Source organism: Massilia puerhi (assembly GCF_009861485.1).
Map to the genome: position 1 here is coordinate 547,664 of NZ_WOFW01000001.1, position 18,547 is coordinate 566,210.

The 18,547-nt window shown below is 60.7% G+C and carries 18 protein-coding genes and 1 tRNA gene; 13 read left to right on the forward strand and 6 right to left on the reverse strand.

Going from position 1 to position 18,547, the window contains the following annotated elements:
- The first annotated feature begins 8 nt into the window (after positions 1-8).
- On the forward strand, positions 9-464 hold the full coding sequence (locus GNT67_RS02410; RefSeq protein ID WP_308637919.1) for an SH3 domain-containing protein: 456 nt from the start codon (positions 9-11) through the stop codon (positions 462-464).
- A gap of 14 nt (positions 465-478) precedes the next feature.
- Positions 479-1,510 (forward strand): NAD(P)H-dependent glycerol-3-phosphate dehydrogenase, encoded by a 1,032-nt coding sequence (locus GNT67_RS02415; RefSeq protein WP_159628230.1) that lies wholly within the window; start codon positions 479-481, stop codon positions 1,508-1,510.
- 63 nt (positions 1,511-1,573) lie between these two features.
- On the opposite strand, the gene GNT67_RS02420 is transcribed toward GNT67_RS02415, so the two are convergent.
- The 4 genes from GNT67_RS02420 to mscL are packed head-to-tail and all read right to left on the reverse strand — an operon-like array spanning position 1,574 to position 4,274.
- On the reverse strand, positions 1,574-1,930 hold the full coding sequence (locus GNT67_RS02420) for a cupin domain-containing protein (RefSeq protein ID WP_159628232.1): 357 nt from the start codon (positions 1,928-1,930) through the stop codon (positions 1,574-1,576).
- Positions 1,931-1,941: 11 nt separating this feature from the next.
- Positions 1,942-2,640 carry a DUF2461 domain-containing protein gene (locus GNT67_RS02425; protein ID WP_159628234.1) on the reverse strand — a complete coding sequence of 233 codons (699 nt, stop codon included), beginning with the start codon at positions 2,638-2,640 and terminating at the stop codon, positions 1,942-1,944.
- A 27-nt stretch (positions 2,641-2,667) separates the two neighbouring features.
- On the reverse strand, positions 2,668-3,816 hold the full coding sequence (locus GNT67_RS02430; protein ID WP_201447562.1) for a trypsin-like peptidase domain-containing protein: 1,149 nt from the start codon (positions 3,814-3,816) through the stop codon (positions 2,668-2,670).
- Positions 3,817-3,854: 38 nt separating this feature from the next.
- Positions 3,855-4,274 (reverse strand): large conductance mechanosensitive channel protein MscL, encoded by a 420-nt coding sequence (gene mscL / locus GNT67_RS02435; protein ID WP_159628238.1) that lies wholly within the window; start codon positions 4,272-4,274, stop codon positions 3,855-3,857.
- Positions 4,275-4,497: 223 nt separating this feature from the next.
- Here mscL and petA point away from each other — a divergent pair, with 223 nt between their 5' ends.
- The 6 genes from petA (at position 4,498) to GNT67_RS02465 (ending at position 8,757) form a co-directional block, all read left to right on the forward strand.
- A complete protein-coding gene (petA, locus tag GNT67_RS02440; RefSeq protein WP_159628240.1) occupies positions 4,498-5,112 on the forward strand; it encodes a ubiquinol-cytochrome c reductase iron-sulfur subunit in 615 nt (204 codons plus the stop codon).
- A 2-nt stretch (positions 5,113-5,114) separates the two neighbouring features.
- Complete coding sequence (locus GNT67_RS02445; protein WP_159628242.1) at positions 5,115-6,527, forward strand: cytochrome b; 1,413 nt, start codon at positions 5,115-5,117, stop codon at positions 6,525-6,527.
- A gap of 28 nt (positions 6,528-6,555) precedes the next feature.
- On the forward strand, positions 6,556-7,320 hold the full coding sequence (locus GNT67_RS02450; RefSeq protein ID WP_159628244.1) for a cytochrome c1: 765 nt from the start codon (positions 6,556-6,558) through the stop codon (positions 7,318-7,320).
- A gap of 98 nt (positions 7,321-7,418) precedes the next feature.
- Complete coding sequence (locus tag GNT67_RS02455) at positions 7,419-8,030, forward strand: glutathione S-transferase N-terminal domain-containing protein (protein WP_159628246.1); 612 nt, start codon at positions 7,419-7,421, stop codon at positions 8,028-8,030.
- Positions 8,031-8,158: 128 nt separating this feature from the next.
- Positions 8,159-8,656, forward strand: coding sequence for a ClpXP protease specificity-enhancing factor (locus GNT67_RS02460; protein WP_159628248.1), 498 nt, complete (start codon positions 8,159-8,161; stop codon positions 8,654-8,656).
- Between the two features lie 25 nt (positions 8,657-8,681).
- Positions 8,682-8,757 (forward strand) — tRNA-Thr (locus GNT67_RS02465).
- A 1,100-nt stretch (positions 8,758-9,857) separates the two neighbouring features.
- Here the strand turns inward: GNT67_RS02465 and GNT67_RS02470 are convergent.
- Both GNT67_RS02470 and GNT67_RS02475 read right to left on the reverse strand, forming a co-directional pair.
- A complete protein-coding gene (locus GNT67_RS02470; protein WP_159628250.1) occupies positions 9,858-10,166 on the reverse strand; it encodes a hypothetical protein in 309 nt (102 codons plus the stop codon).
- A 454-nt stretch (positions 10,167-10,620) separates the two neighbouring features.
- The gene (locus tag GNT67_RS02475; protein ID WP_159628252.1) at positions 10,621-12,621 is read right to left on the reverse strand and encodes an acyltransferase family protein; all 2,001 of its coding nucleotides are present in this window, start codon (positions 12,619-12,621) and stop codon (positions 10,621-10,623) included.
- Between the two features lie 677 nt (positions 12,622-13,298).
- Between GNT67_RS02475 and GNT67_RS02480 the strand changes: the two genes are divergently transcribed.
- The 5 genes from GNT67_RS02480 to GNT67_RS02500 all read left to right on the forward strand — a co-directional run bounded on the left by GNT67_RS02480 (position 13,299) and on the right by GNT67_RS02500 (position 18,518).
- Positions 13,299-14,549, forward strand: a complete 1,251-nt coding sequence (locus tag GNT67_RS02480) for an ABC transporter substrate-binding protein (protein WP_159628254.1) — start codon at positions 13,299-13,301, stop codon at positions 14,547-14,549.
- Between the two features lie 4 nt (positions 14,550-14,553).
- On the forward strand, positions 14,554-15,447 hold the full coding sequence (locus GNT67_RS02485) for a carbohydrate ABC transporter permease (RefSeq protein ID WP_159628257.1): 894 nt from the start codon (positions 14,554-14,556) through the stop codon (positions 15,445-15,447).
- Between the two features lie 38 nt (positions 15,448-15,485).
- Positions 15,486-16,340 carry a carbohydrate ABC transporter permease gene (locus GNT67_RS02490; RefSeq protein WP_159628452.1) on the forward strand — a complete coding sequence of 285 codons (855 nt, stop codon included), beginning with the start codon at positions 15,486-15,488 and terminating at the stop codon, positions 16,338-16,340.
- A gap of 5 nt (positions 16,341-16,345) precedes the next feature.
- Positions 16,346-17,392, forward strand: a complete 1,047-nt coding sequence (locus tag GNT67_RS02495; protein WP_159628259.1) for an ABC transporter ATP-binding protein — start codon at positions 16,346-16,348, stop codon at positions 17,390-17,392.
- Positions 17,393-17,471: 79 nt separating this feature from the next.
- The gene (locus GNT67_RS02500) at positions 17,472-18,518 is read left to right on the forward strand and encodes a LacI family DNA-binding transcriptional regulator (protein ID WP_159628261.1); all 1,047 of its coding nucleotides are present in this window, start codon (positions 17,472-17,474) and stop codon (positions 18,516-18,518) included.
- The last annotated feature ends 29 nt before the right edge of the window (positions 18,519-18,547 follow it).

Genomic DNA, 18,547 nt, shown 5'->3' on the forward strand with positions numbered 1-18,547 from the left:
GGCCCGCCATGCTCCCTCACCGACTTCTCGCAGGTGCTCCACTGTTCGTGATGACAGTGCTGGCGGCCCCGCACGTGGTCGCCTTCGATTTCAAGACGGTCGGCACGACCGCCGCGATCCTGTACGAAACGCCATCGGCCAAGGGCAACAAACTCTACCTGGCGCCGCCCGGCATGCCGCTGCAGGTCATGATCGCCTATGGCGAGTGGGTCAAGGTGCGCGACATGAACGGCGACGTGGCCTGGACCCAGGCCCGGGTGCTGGCGCCACGCCGCAATGTGCTGGTACGCACGCCCGGTGGCCGGGTCCATGCCGGCCCCGACGACACCTCGGCGGTCCTGATGACCGCCGACAAGGGCGTATTACTTGAACTGGTCGATCCGCATGCCCTCGTCTGGGCGCGCGTGCGCCATCGCGACGGCGTGGTCGGCTATATCAAGGTCTCGGACATCTGGGGCCTGTAACCACCAGGAGTTCCATGCAACAGAACAAACCCAACACCAAGATCACCGTCCTCGGCGCCGGCGCCTGGGGCACCGCCGTGGCCATCGCCCTGGCCGCGCGCCATGACGTGCTGCTATGGGGCCGCAATCGGCAGCAAATGCTCGACACCGACGCCGCACGCGACAACCTGGCCTATCTGCCGGGCCATCCGCTGCCGGAAGCCTTGCGTGTGAGCGCCGACTTCGAGGCGGCGCTGGCCCATGTGTCGTCCGGCCTGGGCCAGGACGCGCCGCTGCTGATCCTGGCCTGCCCGGTGGCCGGCCTGCGCCCGCTGCTGGAACAATTGCGTGGCCGCGCCATCCCGAATGTCGTCTGGCTGTGCAAGGGCTTCGAAGCCGGCACCAGCCTGCTGCCGCACCAGGTGGTGGCCCAGGTGCTGGGCGACAGCGTGCCGGGCGCGGCGCTGTCCGGCCCCTCGTTCGCACAAGAAGTAGCGCGCGGCCTGCCATGCGCGCTGACCGTGGCGTCGGCCAATGCCGAACTGCGCGAGCGGGTGGTGGCGGCGGCCCATGGCGACAATCTGCGCGTGTATTCGCATGACGACCTGGTCGGCGTGGAAGTGGGCGGCGCAGTCAAGAACGTGATGGCGATCGCCACCGGCGCCGCCGATGGACTGGGGCTGGGCCTGAATGCGCGCGCGGCGCTGATCACGCGCGGACTGGCCGAGATCACCCGCCTGGGACTGGCGCTGGGGGCGCAGCCGGGAACCTTCATGGGGCTGTCGGGGATGGGCGACCTGATCCTGACCTGCACCGGCGACCTGTCGCGCAACCGACGCGTGGGCCTGGCGCTGGCCCAGGGCAAGGCGCTGGACACGATCGTGGCCGAACTGGGGCATGTGGCCGAGGGCGTGCCGTGCGCCAAGGCGGTACGCGAACTGGCGCGCGGGATGGGAGTCGATATGCCGATCACCGAGGCGGTGGCCAGCGTGCTGTTCGATGGAGTCGAAGCGGCGCAGATGGCGGCGCAGTTGCTGGCGCGCGATCCGCGGGTCGAGCTGGCGTGATGGTTTGACCGAATGGCCAGGACGCGTCGGGTTGGCGGCAAGCCGCCACCCCGACCCGCGTGTTCAGGCCCCGGTCGGTCCGCCGGAGCGTTCAGGTCCCATCAGGATGGTCATCAAGGCCACCGCGTCCTGCACCGCGCGAATCGTGTGCGGCACCCCACCGGCCAGATAGACCATCTCGTTCGGCTGCAGGCTGGTCGTCTTGTCGTGCGCGTCGACCGCGATCTCGCCTTCCAGGCACACGATCGTCACCTCACCATCGACCTTGTGCTCGGGGATCGGCCGCTCGACCGGCAGCACCAGCCGGATCAGTTCCAGGTGCTCGGTCTTGACCAGGGCCACCGAAGTGAAATGGGCGATGTCGTCGTCGCCGCGTTGCAAAGCAATTTTTTCGCCGGATACTGCGTGATGCAAGGCCATGTCGCCCTCCTCTATGTGTTCGTCGTTTCTTCTTGCGGTTCCGGCACGCTGCGCAGCCATGCAACCAGCGCATAGGCGTCCTGGAATCCTTGCGCCAGCCGCGGCACCAGCCGATCCGGTGCGTTCAGGTCCAGGTCCACCTCGGTCCACACGAAGAAACTCTTCAGTTTCAGGTAATCGACATGCGGATGATCGGGGTCGAAACCCTTGGGTGGACGCTGCAGCTTGTCCTCTTCCAGCATGTCATTATAGGTGGCGCGAAGATGCTTATTCTTCAATACTTTGGCGAAACCCATCGCATCGTTGACGATGTGCTCGCGGATCGCCTTCAGGCGCGCCGCCGGCGGCAGGTACTCGCCCACCCCGAAACCCAGCTTGCCGTCGCGCTCGATATGAAAATAATAGGTCGAACCGCCGCCCGCGCTCGGGCGCCGCTTGTCGTAGGGGGTGATGCCGGCCGAGAACCGGGTTTTATAGGGCGTCTTGTCCTTCGAGAACCGGGTGTCGCGGTGGATCCGGAACATGGCCTTTTTCGGATTGCAGGCCGCCACCTGCTTGTCAAACGTCGTCAGTGCGCGGATCAGCTCGGTCACCGTTTCCTCGAACTCGGTGCGCAGGATGTCATAGCGCGGCTTATTCCAAAGGAACCAGGGCCGGTTGTTGTTGTCGCTTAGTTCGGTCAGGTATTGCGTGAGGTCGCGCAGATGCATGGTACTCAAGTGTTCCAATTAAAATATTCAGGGCGCCTGGCGCGGCCGGCGGCCCACTGTCACCTCGACCGTGGCTTCGCGCCGCTGGCGCAGGATGGTCATGGGCGTCTTGACGCCCGGCTCGAGCTTGGCGATCAGGTTCAGCATATCGCTGGTGGTGCCGACCTTGTCGCCGGCCACGGCCACCAGGATATCGCCTGGCAAGATGCCAGCGCGGTCGGCCGGCCCGCCGCGCACCACGCCGGCGATGATGGCGCCGCTGCGCTTGGCCAGGCCGAAGCTGTCGGCCAGTTCGGGCGTGATGTCCTGCGATTCGATGCCGATCCAGCCGCGCACCACGCTGCCGTGCTTGACGATCGAGTCGAGCACCGTCTTGGCGGTGGACACGGGAATCGCGAAGCCAATGCCGACCGAGCCCCCGGTCTGCGAATAAATCGCCGAGTTAATGCCCAGCAGGTGGCCATCGGTATCGACCAGCGCACCACCCGAATTACCGAAATTGATCGCGGCATCGGTCTGGATGAAATTCTCGAAATGGTTGATGTGCAGGTTGTTGCGGCCCAGTGCCGAGATGATGCCCAGGGTGACGGTCTGGCCGACGCCGAAGGGGTTGCCGATCGCCAGCACCACATCGCCCACCTGCGCGCCCTCGGGGTCGCCCAGCACCATCACAGGCAGGTTGCGCTCGCTGACGCGGATCACGGCCAGGTCGGTTTCGGGATCGGTGCCGACCAGGCGCGCGGCGGCCTTGCGGCCGTCGGCCAGGCCGACCTCGATCGCGTCGGCCCCCTCGATCACGTGAAAATTGGTCAGGATATAACCATCGCTGCTGACGATGACGCCCGAACCGAGGCTGGCCAGTTGCTCGTCGGGCGGCGCGCGGTCACCGAAGAAGCGGCGGAAGAACGGGTCTTTCAGCAAGGGATGCGACTGGCGCGAGGCCTTGCTGGTATAAATATTCACCACTGCCGGCATCGCCCTGGCAGCGGCGTCGCGGAAACTGCCGCCCGCGGCCCGCGACGGCGCCTGCAGCATCGGCACCTGCCTGCCGGGGGCGCCGACCGCGACCGTATCGGGCTTTCTCTCGAGCCATTCGGGACGCAGGGCAGCGACCACGAACCAGGCCGCCAGCGCAATCGTCACCGTTTGCGCGAACAGCAGCCAAAAGCGCCGCAATGGATGCGGACGCTTGAGTTCGTGGACGATATCGTCTTTCACTTTTTCAGGGAATCCCGTATTTCACGCAGCAGGACAATATCTTCTGGCGTAACTGCGGGAGCCGGGTTGGGAGCTTCTGCCGGACCGCGCAGGCGGTTAATGACGCGCACCATTTGAAAGATGATGAAGGCGAGCAAGATAAAGTTCAGCAAAATGGTCAGGAAATTACCGTATGCCAACACAGCTCCGGCCTTTTGCGCCTCTGCCAAGGGGAGGTTATAACCCTGGTTGTTGAGAGGAATATAATAGTTCGCGAAGTCGAGACCACCGAGCACCGCGCCGATTGGCGGCATCACGATGTCCTTGACCAGCGAGTCGGTAATGCGCGCGAAGGCGCCACCGATGATCACGCCGACGGCAAGGTCGATCACATTGCCGCGCATCGCAAACTTCTTGAACTCTTCCATCATCGCCATTTGGGATCCCCTCGTTGTTGTTGATACAAGCATTTGCATGATACCCGAAGGCTCCGCAGGCTGTCCCGCACCCGAATGCTGCAAGAGCACAAAAGACCATTCTGCCAAAGCGTGTAGCCCAGACAATTTTTTTCCCTCAGGTATTGCCGTTCACATATAATTTTGGATGCTGGAAGCTCGCTATTAATTCTTAAAATTCGTATATTCACGGAGTGGGGTTGGTATGAGTAATGAAAAGCAGGTCGATTCGGGCCGACGCGGTTTGCTGGTCGCGACATGCGCGGCAGGCGGCGTCGTCGGTGCGTCCACGGCGGGAGCCCTGGTCAGCACCTTCCAGCCTTCCGAGCGCGCAAAGGCGGCGGGAGCCCCGGTCGAGGTCGACATTTCCGACGTCGCGCCGGGTGGCATGAAAGTTGTCGAATGGCGCGGCAAGCCGGTCTGGATCCTGCGCCGCACCCCCGAAATGATGGCCACGCTCGAGAAAGACCAGGGCGAACTGGCCGACCCCGGCTCCGACAAGGTATTCCAGCTGCCGATGCCGGAATACGCCAAGAACGCGTTCCGCTCGCGCGCCGAGCACAAGGAAGTGCTGGTCACGGTCGGTATCTGCTCCCATCTGGGTTGCTCCCCCTCCTCGCGCCTGGCCTCCGGCCCGCAGCCGAACCTGCCCGACGACTGGCCGGGCGGCTTCCTGTGCCCCTGCCACGGCTCGACCTTCGATTTGTCCGCACGCGTGTTCAAGAACAAGCCGGCGCCGACGAATATGGACGTTCCCCCGTATATGTATCTCTCCGATAACAAGCTGGTGATCGGCAAAGACGAGAAAGGCGAGGCATAACCATGGGCGCGTACAAGGAGACCAAGCTCCCCGCCAATGCACCGGCACACGAGAAAGCCCTGGCCTGGGTGGATGACCGGTTCCCGGCGTCGAAGCTGTGGAACGACCAGTGGGGCAAGTATTACGCTCCCAAGAACTTCAACTTCTGGTACCTGTTCGGCTCGCTGGCGGCCCTGGTGCTGGTGCTGCAGATCGTCACCGGCATCTTCCTGACGATGCACTACAAGCCCGATGCCGCGCTGGCCTTCGGCTCGGTCGAATACATCATGCGCGAAGTACCGTGGGGCTGGCTGGTGCGCTATATGCACTCGACCGGCGCCTCGGCCTTCTTCATCGTGGTCTACCTGCACATGGCGCGCGGGCTGATGTACGGCTCCTACCGCAAGCCGCGCGAGCTGGTCTGGCTGTTCGGCTTCGGCATCTTCCTGTGCCTGATGGCCGAGGCGTTCTTCGGCTACCTGCTGCCATGGGGCCAGATGTCGTACTGGGGCGCCCAGGTGATCGTCAACCTGTTCGGCGCCATTCCCGTGATCGGCGAAGACCTGTCGCTCTGGATCCGCGGCGACTACGTGGTCTCGGACGCCACCCTGAACCGCTTCTTCGCCTTCCACGTGATCGCGCTGCCGCTGGTGATCATCGGCCTGGTGGTGGCCCACCTGACGGCGCTGCACGAAGTCGGCTCGAGCAACCCGGACGGCATCGAGGTCGCCGACCACCTGGGCCCGGACGGCCATCCGCTCGACTCGATCCCGTCGCACCCCTACTACACCACCAAGGACATGTTCGGCGTCTCGGTGTTCCTGCTGCTGTTCTCGGCAGTGGTGTTCTTCGCACCAGAGATGGGCGGCTACTTCTTGGAGTACAACAACTTCTTGCCGGCCGACTCGATGAAGACCCCGGCCCACATCGCGCCGACCTGGTACTTCACGCCCTTCTATTCGGTGCTGCGCGCCACCACGGCCGACTTCATGTACGTGCTGATGGCCGGCGTGGCCCTGTACGTGGCCTTCATCTGGCTCAAGTCGCGCCTGGCGTTCCGCACCAAGGCGATCATCGCCGTGATCGGCCTGGTGCTGGTGATCGGCATGCTGCCGCAGGTGCTGGATGCGAAATTCTGGGGCGTGGTGCTGTTCGGTTCGTCGGTGATGATCATCGCCGGCATGCCATGGCTCGACCATTCGCCGGTCAGGTCGCTGCGCTACCGTCCGGACTGGCACAAATGGGTATATGCCCTGTTTGCGCTGGTGTTCGTGACCTTGGGCTACCTGGGCACCCAGTTGCCGACCCCCGCTTTCACCCTCCTGTCGCAAGTGTGCACCCTGGCCTACTTTGCGTTCTTCCTGCTGATGCCGTGGTGGAGCACGATGGGCACCTTCAAGCCGGTGCCGACCCGTGTCACCTTCACCCCGCATTGATCACCGGACAAGAGCACAAGGACACGACATGAAATTGTTTGCAAAGAAACTGATTGCAGTCCTGGCGCTGGTGCCGGGACTGGCTTTCGCCGCCGAAGGCGGCATCCCGCTGGACCGCGCACCGGACCGCAACGATATGGCGTCGCTGCAGAATGGCGCCAAGATCTTCGTCAACTATTGCCTGAATTGCCACGCCGCAGCCTCGATGCGCTACAACCGCTTGCGCGACCTCGGTCTTTCGGAAGACCAGATTCGTGACAACCTGTTGTTTTCTGCCGACAAAGTGGGCGATATGATGACGACGGCGATGCGGCCGAAAGATGCGGCGGCCTGGTTCGGCGCCGTGCCGCCGGATCTGTCGGTGATTGCACGCGCCAAGGCATCGCCTGCGGGCTCGGGCGCCGACTACCTGTACACCTATCTGCGCACCTTCTACCAGGACGATACCCGTCCGACCGGCTGGAATAATATGGTGGTGCCGAATGTTGCGATGCCGCACGCCATGTGGCAGCAGCAGGGCGTACGCGTCGCCAAGTTCGCCGAGGAAGCCGATCCGCACGAGCCAGGCAAGATGGTGCACAAGTTCGCCGGCTTCGAGCAGGTAGCGCCCGGAACCATGAGTCAGCAAGAGTTCGACACCGCCACCGCCGACCTGGTTGCCTACATGGTCTGGATGGCTGAGCCAGCGCAAAATACCCGCAAACGGCTGGGTGTAATCGTGCTCTTGTTCCTGACGGTATTCTCGTTCCTGGCCTGGCGCTTGAACGAATCGTACTGGAAAGAAGTGAAGTAATTCGTTTTCCTTGCCCGGTTGGCTATAATACGGGCAATCATTTCTATGGGGTGAGTGCTTTGCGCTACACCCCTTTGTTTCTTAAGGAACTATAAACCATGATGGTTCTCTACTCCGGCACCACGTGCCCGTTCTCCCAACGCTGCCGCCTCGTCCTGTTCGAAAAGGGCATGGACTTCGAGGTGCGCGACGTCGACCTGTTCAACAAGCCGGAAGATATTTCGACCATGAACCCGTACGGCCAGGTACCGATCCTGGTCGAGCGCGAACTGATCCTGTACGAATCGAACATCATCAACGAGTACATCGATGAGCGCTTCCCGCATCCGCAACTGATGCCGGCCGATCCGCTGATGCGCGCCCGTGCCCGCCTGATGCTGTTCAACTTCGAAAAAGAGCTGTTCGTCCACGTGCACACGCTGGAAAGTGAGCGCAACAAGTCGAACGACAAGAACCACGACAAGGCGCGCGCCGAAATCCGCGATCGCCTGACCACGCTGGCGCCGCTGTTCCTGAAGAACAAGTACATGCTGGGTGACGAGTTCTCGATGCTGGACGTGGCAATTGCTCCGCTGCTCTGGCGCCTGGACCACTATGGCATCGAACTGTCGAAGACCGCGGCGCCGCTGATGAAGTATGCCGAGCGCATCTTCTCGCGTCCGGCCTATATCGAGGCGTTGACCCCGTCCGAGAAAGTGATGCGTCGTTGATGTGCCGGGGCGGGATGCGTTTGTCCCGCCCTTGTTTGCTTGATAGCTTTACTACGCCGGTAAATGGACGCCCCCGGGGCGAATCCGGTAGACTGGCGTGACAGCCTGTATTCCTGGACAACACCACCATGGCAGAGATCTCCACCAAACCCTACCTGCTGCGCGCCATCTACGAATGGTGCACGGACAGCGGCTTCACGCCCTATATCGCCGTCAAGGTCGATGGGGGAACCACGGTGCCGATGGAATATGTGCGCAAGGGCGAGATCATCCTGAACATCAGCTACGGCGCGACGTCGGGGCTGAAGATGGACAATGACGCCATTCACTTCCGGGCGCGCTTCAATGGCGTCTCGCGAGAGATCTATATCCCTGTGCACAATGTGTTGGCGATTTATGCCAATGAGAATGGCCAAGGGATGGCGTTCGAGGTGGGCGCGGCGCCGGAAGGTTCGGCTTCGGAGTCGGATACTGTCGGAACCGCACCGGCTGCGCCGGCGCTGTCGGCAGTGCCGTCGAAGGGCGTGGATTCGCCGGTGGTGGCCGATACGCCGCCGCCCGCGCCAGGTGGGGATGACGAACCGCCCAAGAAAGGCGGACGTCCGACCTTGACCAGGATCAAATAGCGTATAATCGTTGTCTTAAGATCATGCCGACTTAGCTCATCAGGTAGAGCAGTTGATTTGTAATCATCAGGTGGCGGGTTCGAGTCCTGCAGTCGGCACCAATAAAATCAAGGGGTTACAGCTATTTAGTTGTAACCCCTTGTCTCATTGCAGAGCCGTGTAGGCGCCATGTAGGCAGTTTTTTCCACTTTTAGCGTTAGATGCGTCTACAGGAAAAAATAGCTAAGCGTGACCAGTTAGTCCAAGAATTTTCCTATTGAAGCGCACTTAGCCTGCCTTCAGGTGAATATCGGATGTCGGCGTCCCGACAGCGCCGGAAACGTCGTCCTCACTCTGCCGATAACGTCTGCGATAGCACAACATCCGTTTTTACTCCAAATTCTTTGTGAGGCCTGGAGCGTTTTCGAACTGTGTTTAACCCGTCGCTGCAGACGGGATGCTGCTGACGGTTTCGCACCGTCACACAAATGCTCTCTAGATAGTGGGGTGCAGATACCCCACCACCCCAGTCTTGCGTCTCCACTAGCACCTCACTTGATTCTGTCAGCACCAAGAGCGAAACCACAAGAGGCGGAACTTTCGGATGGTAATCCCCCCATTTTTAGAGCACGCTAAAAGTAGAGGTTAAGCGGCCAGTGCCAATTTCTGTTTTGGCGTAATACCGCCGAGCGCCATGTTGGGCCGGCCTGGATTGTAGGTCCACAGCCAGATTCGGGCAACTAACCGCTAACGCGACAGAACCCTTTCGAGGGCGTGCAGTACGAGCTATGCCTGGCAGTAGCGGCCCGACGAACTTCCACTCCTGGTAGCTGATATCTCTGGGATAGCCTCCCCGCGCCTTCAGCCGCGAGACCTTATGCCGCACCGGTGCTCTGCCGTCCACATGGCGTGCTCCCACATGAGTGAACCGTTTGGACATCATAGTTGCTTCGGAGTTTTTTAACCATTTCTAAGCGGGCCAATTAAGGGCGATCGTCAACAACTAGGCGCCGAAACGATCAATCAAGCCTCGACGGGGATAAAGTGTTCGCCAAACTCGCGCATTGGCACTTCTACCTCTTGCCATAAGCCAGCTCCGGCGTCGTTAGGGACATGGACACTCATTTGATCTCTGCTGATTACAGCCAGCTTCGGCTCGCCCATATCTTTCAAATTCCACAAGTGAAATGCGTGATGCCTCATTGTCACCGTGGCGTCCCACTCATTGCGCGTCAAATGCAGGGTTCCAGAGATACCTATGGTGATAGTTTTCACTTGAATTTGTCTCTAGGCGAAGTTTTCTGCCGAAACAAATAGACATCACATCGTATCCATCACCGTTGCTTTCGATTGAACGCCATTGAGGATCGCGGCCGGTTCTTTGCTTTTCATACCGCAACGACAATCGTTCCTTATGTCTTCTGATCGCACTCAGGCTAGTATCCTTTTGCCCCCTAGCGATTGCCGCGAGACGGTCCCAAAAAACTACTACTTCGTCGTCGTATCCTTCCGCTAAATAAGCTTCGTTCATGGATTGGCCGAATTCGATTGGGGCGAAGCTAAGCATTCTCGTTCTGCCGTCGAGAGCGAGCATAATCCAAGGTGGCCGATTGGCCTCTACGTAATCGAAAAGCACGCAGCGAAGCATCATATGACCTTCGCCAAGAGCAAGAATTACTCCGCCCGAAGTCGTCAGGATGGCGATGCCACTATCGTTCGTTCGCGTCCAACCGAGTGCCTGTATTAATTCTGGCAAAGAGTCGTTGCTAAACCGAGGATTTGCTGGGAGCTCCGAGCGCAACCTTAAAGAGCTCATTGAGTGGTCGCGTATTAGCTTCAGCATAGCGAAGCCCGCCGCCGAGACACCAGATGGAAGGGGAATCAATCGCCACCCCGCGAAAAGCCGTCCAATAAGGCTCGTATGTCATCATGAAGTTCTGTCAGGCAGGATCTATCCCAGAATTTCATTCTGGGCTTTTTGCTTTCTAGGGTTTCGCCTTCGGTTCTGTGTCTGCGTGGAAAAGGGCGTTATTGACAGCATCTCGCAATGCTGGTGAGATCCGCTCTGCATAGCTCGCCGTCATATGGTTGCTGTCCCTATATATGGCAATCCCATCTTTTACTGCCCAGCAACGAATGTCGTCACAAAATTGCGAGCTTAAGTCAGCCACTCGGACATTTGAGGGAAGGATTTTTATTGCCTCGAAGTAAGCATCGTCGTGCAATACCTGATGACGGTCCTGACCGCAGATATCCTTGTCGGTAACTATTGGCGAGTACACACACATCGGAATGTCCTTGCCCATCCATGGATTGTCGCGCAGTGCGAGTGCAGGAATCGCATTCGCTTTCAATTGGCGAAAATACGACAGATACCCTTCTGGTACATATTCAGTCCGTCCCTGCGGATAGTAGACGGATCGCGTTGCAAGGGTAACCACCAGATCCGGTTTAAGCGCAGTAATCTCGCGTATTGCCGCTAGGTTCCAGGTTCGGCATGAAGTATGAGCGTTACGGAAAATCTCCTCATCGGCAGGATCGCCGAACAAGCACCCGGATTTGGTAATCGAAATGACCTGCCAATCTTCTTTTTCAGCATGAAGGACAAGTGCAGGTAGCCAATGGGTGGAATGTGAACCGCCAACCAATACTATTTTCCTTGCCGCGTCGTTCCTACCAAAACTGCAGGTTTTCACTTCGACGCCAGTGCCATGCTGATGGCATCCGCTTTTGTAGACGGACGCATTGTCACCACGAACACTGAATGGGCCGGGCAGAACGAAACCGGTTGAGTGCATATTGGCCGCATCCCAGGAGCGGCCTTTTTTATTGACTTCCCTGCGAGCAAATTCGCTGGACGAAGAAATCAGGAACAGGAGCGAAAGAAAGCTGAGTGGTACCAGTGTCTTGCTAGACGAAACAAGCTTATGTGAGAAAAACCAGTCTACGATTTTCTTGCTTAAAATGGCACAGATAATAGAAAGAAATAACACCCCAAGCCCGGGCATGAGTGGTAACGCGCCTGTATGGTCAGTGCTGTTTCCAAAAACAACATACAGCGGCCAGTGCCAAAGGTAGACACCGAACGATATGGCTCCCAGATTGGCCAGCCGCGGACGCGATAACAACCAGCTCGGGTTGAGTTGCTTCTCTGGATCCCCATAACGTATGAACAGAAGCGCACCTGCTACTGGCCATACCGACGCGTAGCCAGGAAAGGCGAGTGTAGAGCCAATCAGGAAGCCACAGCTAACCAGAGCAGCGAGACCAAGCCAGGACAAGACAGCTGCATGGCGTGGCATTTGCTGTGCCTTCGTGCTTTGGATGCCGAGAAGTACGCCGCAGCCGAACTCCCAAAAACGCGAGAAGAAATCGAAATACGCACTGGAAGGAGAAGTATGCGTAAAGTAAAGACACCAACAGAACGATGCAAGCGTAAGAACAGAAACGAGCAGTGTCAGCATTTTGCGAGGTTCACGTATAAACCAGCGCATCAATAATTTGTTCAGTTTGATGATGAAGGGCCACACAAAATATGTTTGGCCGATCAGCGATACTGCCCAAAAATGCTGAACCACCGTAAGCGACTCGCTTCTCGCCAGATAGTCATGCCCACGGTTGATAAGGCGAAAATTTTCAAGGTACAGGGCGCTTGCAGCGATATCGCGCAGATTGGTTGCCCAGACCATTGGCGACATCAGGAAAAGCAGCAACAGCAAAATGCCTAACAGTGCAACAATCGCTTGTGGCGCCACTCTCAATAAGAAGTTACGATAAAAAGAAAGCAGAGGCGGAAGCACCCTTAGTTCGTCTCTCTTGACCGCGTTTGACGCCAAGAAATAACCTGATACTACGAAAAAAACGTCAACCCCACCCGAGACCCCTGAGAAGAAAACATGGAAGGAAAAGACGAGTAATGCACTAACGACACGAAGGCCCTGAATATCGTCACGGCGCTGACGCAGGGGATAGGAATTAGATTTCAATATAGCCTCAAACTGATTAGCAACAAGAAATAAATGTCGCTGTTATTATATTTAAGTACAACCTCGCCATACCTTGTTAAGCCAGCCATATGCTCTGCCATGGAGATTTTATATACAAGGGAGCGACCATTGTGTTGCTGATCATTGTCCAACTCTTGCCTGTTTAGTCTCTAGCGTGAGTGGGAAGACCCTTTAGGGACACTCAGTCGTGATTGTCATCCTTGCGCTGCAAATCGTTGTCAACAGCGACGCGGTCAAGGTTTCACTGGTGAGAATACTTTTTTGGGAAAAAGTTGATTATCATGTGAACTTTGGTCGGCAGAGACAGCCCAATAAGCGACGTCTACTCCCGGCTTACCCATGAATGCTTCCCATCCGCACACTCATCAGTTTGCCTGAAATCGAGGCCGCAAGCACCACCGCTGCCGCAACTGCTAAAGGTCTATTCCGGATGAATACTGTGGTGAGGGAGGTCGCCATACCGATCGTCTATCTCGTAGTATCCTCACAAATATCGGCCCCAAGCAACGGTTGAGCTCAACCCATCCAGAGTGATTCATGCCAAAATAACATACTGCAAGTTTAGTTTGACCCAGAATTAACGCAATGCTATAGTCGCCCCAAAGCCGATGGTAACGTTTCCAAACGTACCAAAACAATAACGGAATGGAGACAAGATGGTCATACCCCGCAACCTGGCGGCAGCCTGCGCATGGCTGTGCGCCGCTGCTTTCACGCCAGGCATCGCGCCAGCCCATGCTGCCGCGCCGCGGGCGGAAGTCATCCATTGGTGGACTTCGGGCGGCGAATCGAACGCCGTCAAGCAGGTGGCCCAGGCGTTTCGCGCCGCGGGCGGCGTCTGGGTCGACAGCGCCATCGCCGGCGGCGACCAGTCGCGCGCCGTCACCATCAACCGCATCATCGGCGGCAACCCGCCGACCGCCGCCCAGTTCAACACGTCCAAGCAGTTCACCGACGTCATCGAGCAGGATATGCTCAACAACGTCGACCTGGTCGCCAAGGCCCAGGACTGGGACCGCATTCTGCCCGAGCCGCTGATCGACGTGATCAAGCACGATGGCCACTACTATGCGGTGCCGCTGAATATCCACATGCAGACCTGGATCTGGTACTCGAAAGCCGCGTTCCAGAAAGCCGGCATCGACAAGGAACCGGCCAGCATCGACGATCTGTTCGCCGCCCTCGACAAGCTCAAGGCCGCCGGCCTGGTGCCGCTGGCCCACGGTGGCCAGTCGTGGCAGGAAAACATCCTGTTCTCGGCCCTGCTGGCCAATATCGGCGGGCGCGAGCTGTACCTGAAAGTGATCCGCGACCGCGACCAGGCCACGATCCTGTCGCCGCAGTTTCGCAACGTCCTGCTCACGTTCAAGCGCATGAAGTCGTATGTCGACGCCGGCGCGCCGGGCCGCAACTGGAACGACGCCACCGCGATGCTCATCGCCGGCCGCGCCGGTTTCCAGGTGATGGGCGACTGGGCCAAGGGCGAGTTCACCAACGCCGGCCAGCTGCCCGGCCAGCACTATGGCTGCATCCCCGGCCTGCGCGCCGACACGCCCTACCTGATGCAGGGCGACGTGTTCGTCTTCCCGCGCACCAAGAAGGCGGACGCGATCAAGGCCCAGCAACTGCTGGCCAACGTGGTCTCGCAGGCCGATTTGCAGGTCACGTTCAGCAAACTCAAAGGCTCGATCCCGGTGCGCCAGGATGCCGATGCGGCCCAGCTCGACCTGTGCGCGCAAAAAGGCATCGAGATCATCAAGGACCGCACGCGCCAGGCCGGCGTGACCGAGGTCTACCTGACGCCGGACCAGAACGGCGCCATGCAGGACATCCTCACCGCCTACTGGAACATGGACATCAAGGTCGACAAAGTCCAGCGCAGCATCGCCAACGCCCTCAAGTACTGACGCCATGCTCGCCCAACGCCTCCATACCCGCCTGGCTCCCCACCTTGCCCTCTTGCCGATGGCGCTGGTGGTGCTGGGCGCGTATATCGGCGGCGCGCTGTGGACCTTGCGCACGTCGTTCACGGCCTCGCGCACCTTCCCGTCCGATCAATTCATCGGCATGGCGCAATACGTGCGCCTGTTCGACAACGAGCGCTGGCTGCTATCGCTGCACAACCTGGCCGTCTACGGCGTCGCCTTCATCATCGCCTGCATGCTGATCGGCTTCCTGCTGGCGGTCTTCATCGACCAGAACGTCAAGGGCGAAGGCCTGCTGCGCACGGTGTTCCTGTACCCGTACGCCATGTCCTTCATCGCCACCGGCCTGGTCTGGCAATGGCTGCTGGCGCCCGGCAGCGGCATCGAAGGCGCAATGCGCCAGCTTGGTTTTGAAGGCTTTTCGTTCGACTGGATCGTGCACCAGGACCTGGTGATCTACACCGTCGTCATCGCCACCGTGTGGCAGGCCTCGGGCCTGGTGATGGCGCTGATGCTGGCCGGCCTGCGCGGCATCGATCCCGAAATCTACAAGGCCGCGCGCCTGGACGGCATCCCGGCGTGGCGGGTGTACCTGCAGATCGTGCTGCCAATGCTCGGCCCATCGGTCGCCACCGTGTTCCTGCTGCTGTCGACCGCGGTGGTGAAACTGTTCGACGCCGTGGTCGCGATGACCCAGGGCGGCCCCGGCATCGCCAGCGAAGTGCCGGCCAAGTTCATCATGGACCACCTGTTCCTGCGCTCGAATATCGGCCTGGCCTCGGCCGGCGCGGTCACGCTGCTCATTCCCGTGCTGGCCCTGCTCGCGCCGTATGCCTACGCTCGCAGCCGACGCGCGCGCCTGGCCGGAGGCCACGCATGAGCCACCATTGCCTGCAAGCGGTCGCGCAACCCATGCCCATGCAATCGACCGCGGCCGCGCGCCGCAAGCGCCGCTTCACGCCGGCGCGCCTCGGCATCTACGCCTTCCTGTTCAGCGCCGCCCTGTTCTTCCTGCTGCCGCTGTACGTCATGATCATCACCTCGTTCAAGCCGATGGACGAGATCCGCATGGGGAACGTGTTCGCCCTGCCCGCCAGCGCCACGCTCGAACCGTGGCGCACGGCCTGGGGCGCGGTCAGCCAGGGCTTCTGGAACTCGGTGGCGATCGCCGTGCCCAGCACCGTGATCCCGATCCTGCTCGGCGCCGTCAATGGCTATGCGCTGTCGTTCTGGCGTCCGCGCGGCGCCAACCTGCTGTTCGGCGTGCTGCTGGCCGGCGCCTTCATCCCGGTGCAGGTCATGATCTATCCGCTGGTGTGGATGATGGCGCATGCCGGCGTGTTCGGCTCGCTGCCGGCGATCGTGGTGGTGCACGTCGTGTTCGGCATGCCGCTCATGACGCTCCTGTTCCGCAATTACTATGCTTCGGTGCCGCACGAACTGTTCCAGGCCGCGCGCATCGACGGCGGCGGCTTCTGGCGCATCTTCCTGCAAGTGATGCTGCCGATGTCGCTGCCGATCATCGTGGTGGCCGCCATCATGCAGGTCACCGGCGTCTGGAACGACTACATCCTGGGCCTGGTGTTCGCCGGGCGCGAAAACCTGCCGATGACGGTCCAGCTGAACAATGTGATCAACACCACCACCGGCACCCGCCTGTACAACGTCAATATGGCCGCGACCATCCTGACCGCCGCGGTGCCGCTGGCGATCTACTTCATCTCCGGACGCTGGTTCGTGCGCGGCATCGCCGCCGGCGCCGTGAAAGGCTGACCCCCATGTCAAACGTCCACCTGCGCAAGCTGTGCATCACCCGCGGCAGCAACCAGATCATCCGTGACCTCGACCTGCAGATCGAACCGGGCGAATTCCTGGTGCTGCTCGGCCCTTCGGGCTGCGGCAAGTCGACCCTGTTGCACAGCATCGCCGGCCTGATCGACCTGTCCGGCGGCGCGATCGAGATCGGTGGGCGCGACATGAGCCATGCCGACCCGAGCGAGCGCGGGATCGGCATGGTGTTCCAGTCGTATGCGCTGTACCCGACCATGACGGTCGAGAAGAACATGTCGTTCGGCCTGAAAATCGCCGGCACCCCGAAGGCCGAAGTGACGCGCCGCGTGCGCAAGACGGCCGAGATGCTGCAGCTGGACGCCCTGCTCGACCGCAAGCCGTCCCAACTCTCGGGCGGCCAGCGCCAGCGGGTCGCCATCGGCCGCGCGCTGGTGCGCGAGGCCGGCGTCTACCTGTTCGACGAACCGCTGTCGAACCTCGACGCCAAGCTGCGCGCCGAACTGCGGCGCGAACTGAAGATGCTGCACCAGGCGCTCGGCTCGACCATGATCTACGTGACCCACGACCAGGCCGAGGCGATGACGCTCGCGACCCGCATCGTGGTGATGCAGGCCGGGCGCATCCAGCAGATCGGCACCCCGGCCGAGGTCTACGACACGCCCGCCAACCGCTTCGTGGCGGGCTTCCTTGGTTCGCCCTCGATGAATTTCATCGACGGCGAGGTCGACGCGAACGGCCGCTTCGGCGCGGGCGCGGTGACGCTGGCGCTCGCGGGCGGTGTAAAGGCCGGCGCGGTGACGCTGGCCGCGCGCCCGGAACACATCCACATCGACGACAACGGCCCGCTGCAGGCCAGCGTCACCCTGGTCGAGCCGATGGGCAACCACCAGGTGGTATGGCTCGACTGCGGCGGCCAGGCGCTGTCGTGCATCGAGCATGACGGCCGGGCGCTGGCAGCCGGCCAGGCGGTGCGCTTCGCCATCGACACCACCCGTGTTTCCCTGTTCGACCCTGCAAATGGGGGGCGGCGATGACGGATGGATGCCATCCGTACGCGGATGCAGTATGCTTGGCGGTTGGTTTGATTAACGCATTGATCGGATAGGAATCGCGGTGGCGACAATCAAGGACGTAGCGCGGCTGGCGGGAGTAGGTCTCGGCACCGCCTCGCGCGTGGTGAGCGGCAAGGGCTCGGTATCGCCGGCCACGCTCGAACGCGTGCGCAAGGCGATCGACGAGCTGGGCTTTCGGCCCTCGCACGCGGCGCGCGCCCTGCTGTCCGGCACCAGCCGGATGGTCGGCGTCTATATCCCCGTCCTGTCCGGCACCTTCTACACGCCGATCCTGCAAATCATCGACACCGAACTGCGCGCCGCCGGCCTGCACATGGTGGTCGCCTTCGGCGTCGGCCTGGGCGACGCCCGCAACCAGGCGATCGAGGGCATCGAGTTCCTGATCGAGCGCGGCTGCGACGGCCTGATCATGATGACCAGCGCCCTGCTCGACGAAGACATCGCGGCCCTGGGCGCCAAGCGGCGCCTGATCGTGGCGCTGAACCACGATTTCAGCGACATCCCCGAACAATGCTTCACGGTCGACCATGCGCAAGGCGGGCGGGTGGCGGCGCGCACCCTGCTCGAGCATGGCCATCGCGACATCGCCGTCATCGCCGGCCCGAATGCGCTGGTCGACAACGTGGCGCGGATCGACGGCTTCATGCACGAACTGAAGGACGGCGGGGTCGACACCGACGCCGTCTGGCTGGTCGAGAGCGATTTTTCGCCGCTGGGCGGCTGGCATGCCGCCAAGGCGCTGGTCGAATCGAAACGGCCCTGCACCGCCCTGTTCTGCGCCAATGACGAAATGGCGGTCGGCGCCCTGTCCTATTTCCAGGAAGCCGGCATCAGCGTGCCGCGCGACCTGTCGGTGATCGGCTACGACGATACGCCCAGCGCCGAGTTCTCGGCGCCGCGCCTGACGTCGGTGCACATGCCGTGGCGCGAGATGACGCAGAACGGCATCAACGCCCTGCTCAATCGCTGCTATGACCTGAAACGCCCGGTGGTGCGCACCTTCCCGGTGAGCGTGACCATGCGCGCATCGCTGGCCAGGATCGGCAGCGCCAAGGCCAAGTCCAGGGCCAGGAGCAAACGCGAGTGAAGTCGGCACGCTCCGGCGGGCCGTGCGCG

What these genes read in the sequence shown, in the direction of transcription:
- GNT67_RS02490 (WP_159628452.1), top strand. Translation starts at nt 15,486, where the DNA reads ATGCAATCGACCGCGGCCGCGCGCCGCAAGCGCCGCTTCACGCCGGCG.
- GNT67_RS02480 (WP_159628254.1), top strand. Translation starts at nt 13,299, where the DNA reads ATGGTCATACCCCGCAACCTGGCGGCAGCCTGCGCATGGCTGTGCGCC.
- petA (WP_159628240.1), top strand. Translation starts at nt 4,498, where the DNA reads ATGAGTAATGAAAAGCAGGTCGATTCGGGCCGACGCGGTTTGCTGGTC.
- GNT67_RS02410 (WP_308637919.1), top strand. Translation starts at nt 9, where the DNA reads ATGCTCCCTCACCGACTTCTCGCAGGTGCTCCACTGTTCGTGATGACA.
- GNT67_RS02455 (WP_159628246.1), top strand. Translation starts at nt 7,419, where the DNA reads ATGATGGTTCTCTACTCCGGCACCACGTGCCCGTTCTCCCAACGCTGC.
- GNT67_RS02420 (WP_159628232.1), bottom strand. Translation starts at nt 1,930, where the DNA reads ATGGCCTTGCATCACGCAGTATCCGGCGAAAAAATTGCTTTGCAACGC.
- GNT67_RS02425 (WP_159628234.1), bottom strand. Translation starts at nt 2,640, where the DNA reads ATGCATCTGCGCGACCTCACGCAATACCTGACCGAACTAAGCGACAAC.
- GNT67_RS02460 (WP_159628248.1), top strand. Translation starts at nt 8,159, where the DNA reads ATGGCAGAGATCTCCACCAAACCCTACCTGCTGCGCGCCATCTACGAA.
- GNT67_RS02485 (WP_159628257.1), top strand. Translation starts at nt 14,554, where the DNA reads ATGCTCGCCCAACGCCTCCATACCCGCCTGGCTCCCCACCTTGCCCTC.
- GNT67_RS02470 (WP_159628250.1), bottom strand. Translation starts at nt 10,166, where the DNA reads ATGAACGAAGCTTATTTAGCGGAAGGATACGACGACGAAGTAGTAGTT.
- GNT67_RS02445 (WP_159628242.1), top strand. Translation starts at nt 5,115, where the DNA reads ATGGGCGCGTACAAGGAGACCAAGCTCCCCGCCAATGCACCGGCACAC.
- GNT67_RS02415 (WP_159628230.1), top strand. Translation starts at nt 479, where the DNA reads ATGCAACAGAACAAACCCAACACCAAGATCACCGTCCTCGGCGCCGGC.
- GNT67_RS02450 (WP_159628244.1), top strand. Translation starts at nt 6,556, where the DNA reads ATGAAATTGTTTGCAAAGAAACTGATTGCAGTCCTGGCGCTGGTGCCG.
- mscL (WP_159628238.1), bottom strand. Translation starts at nt 4,274, where the DNA reads ATGGCGATGATGGAAGAGTTCAAGAAGTTTGCGATGCGCGGCAATGTG.
- GNT67_RS02495 (WP_159628259.1), top strand. Translation starts at nt 16,346, where the DNA reads ATGTCAAACGTCCACCTGCGCAAGCTGTGCATCACCCGCGGCAGCAAC.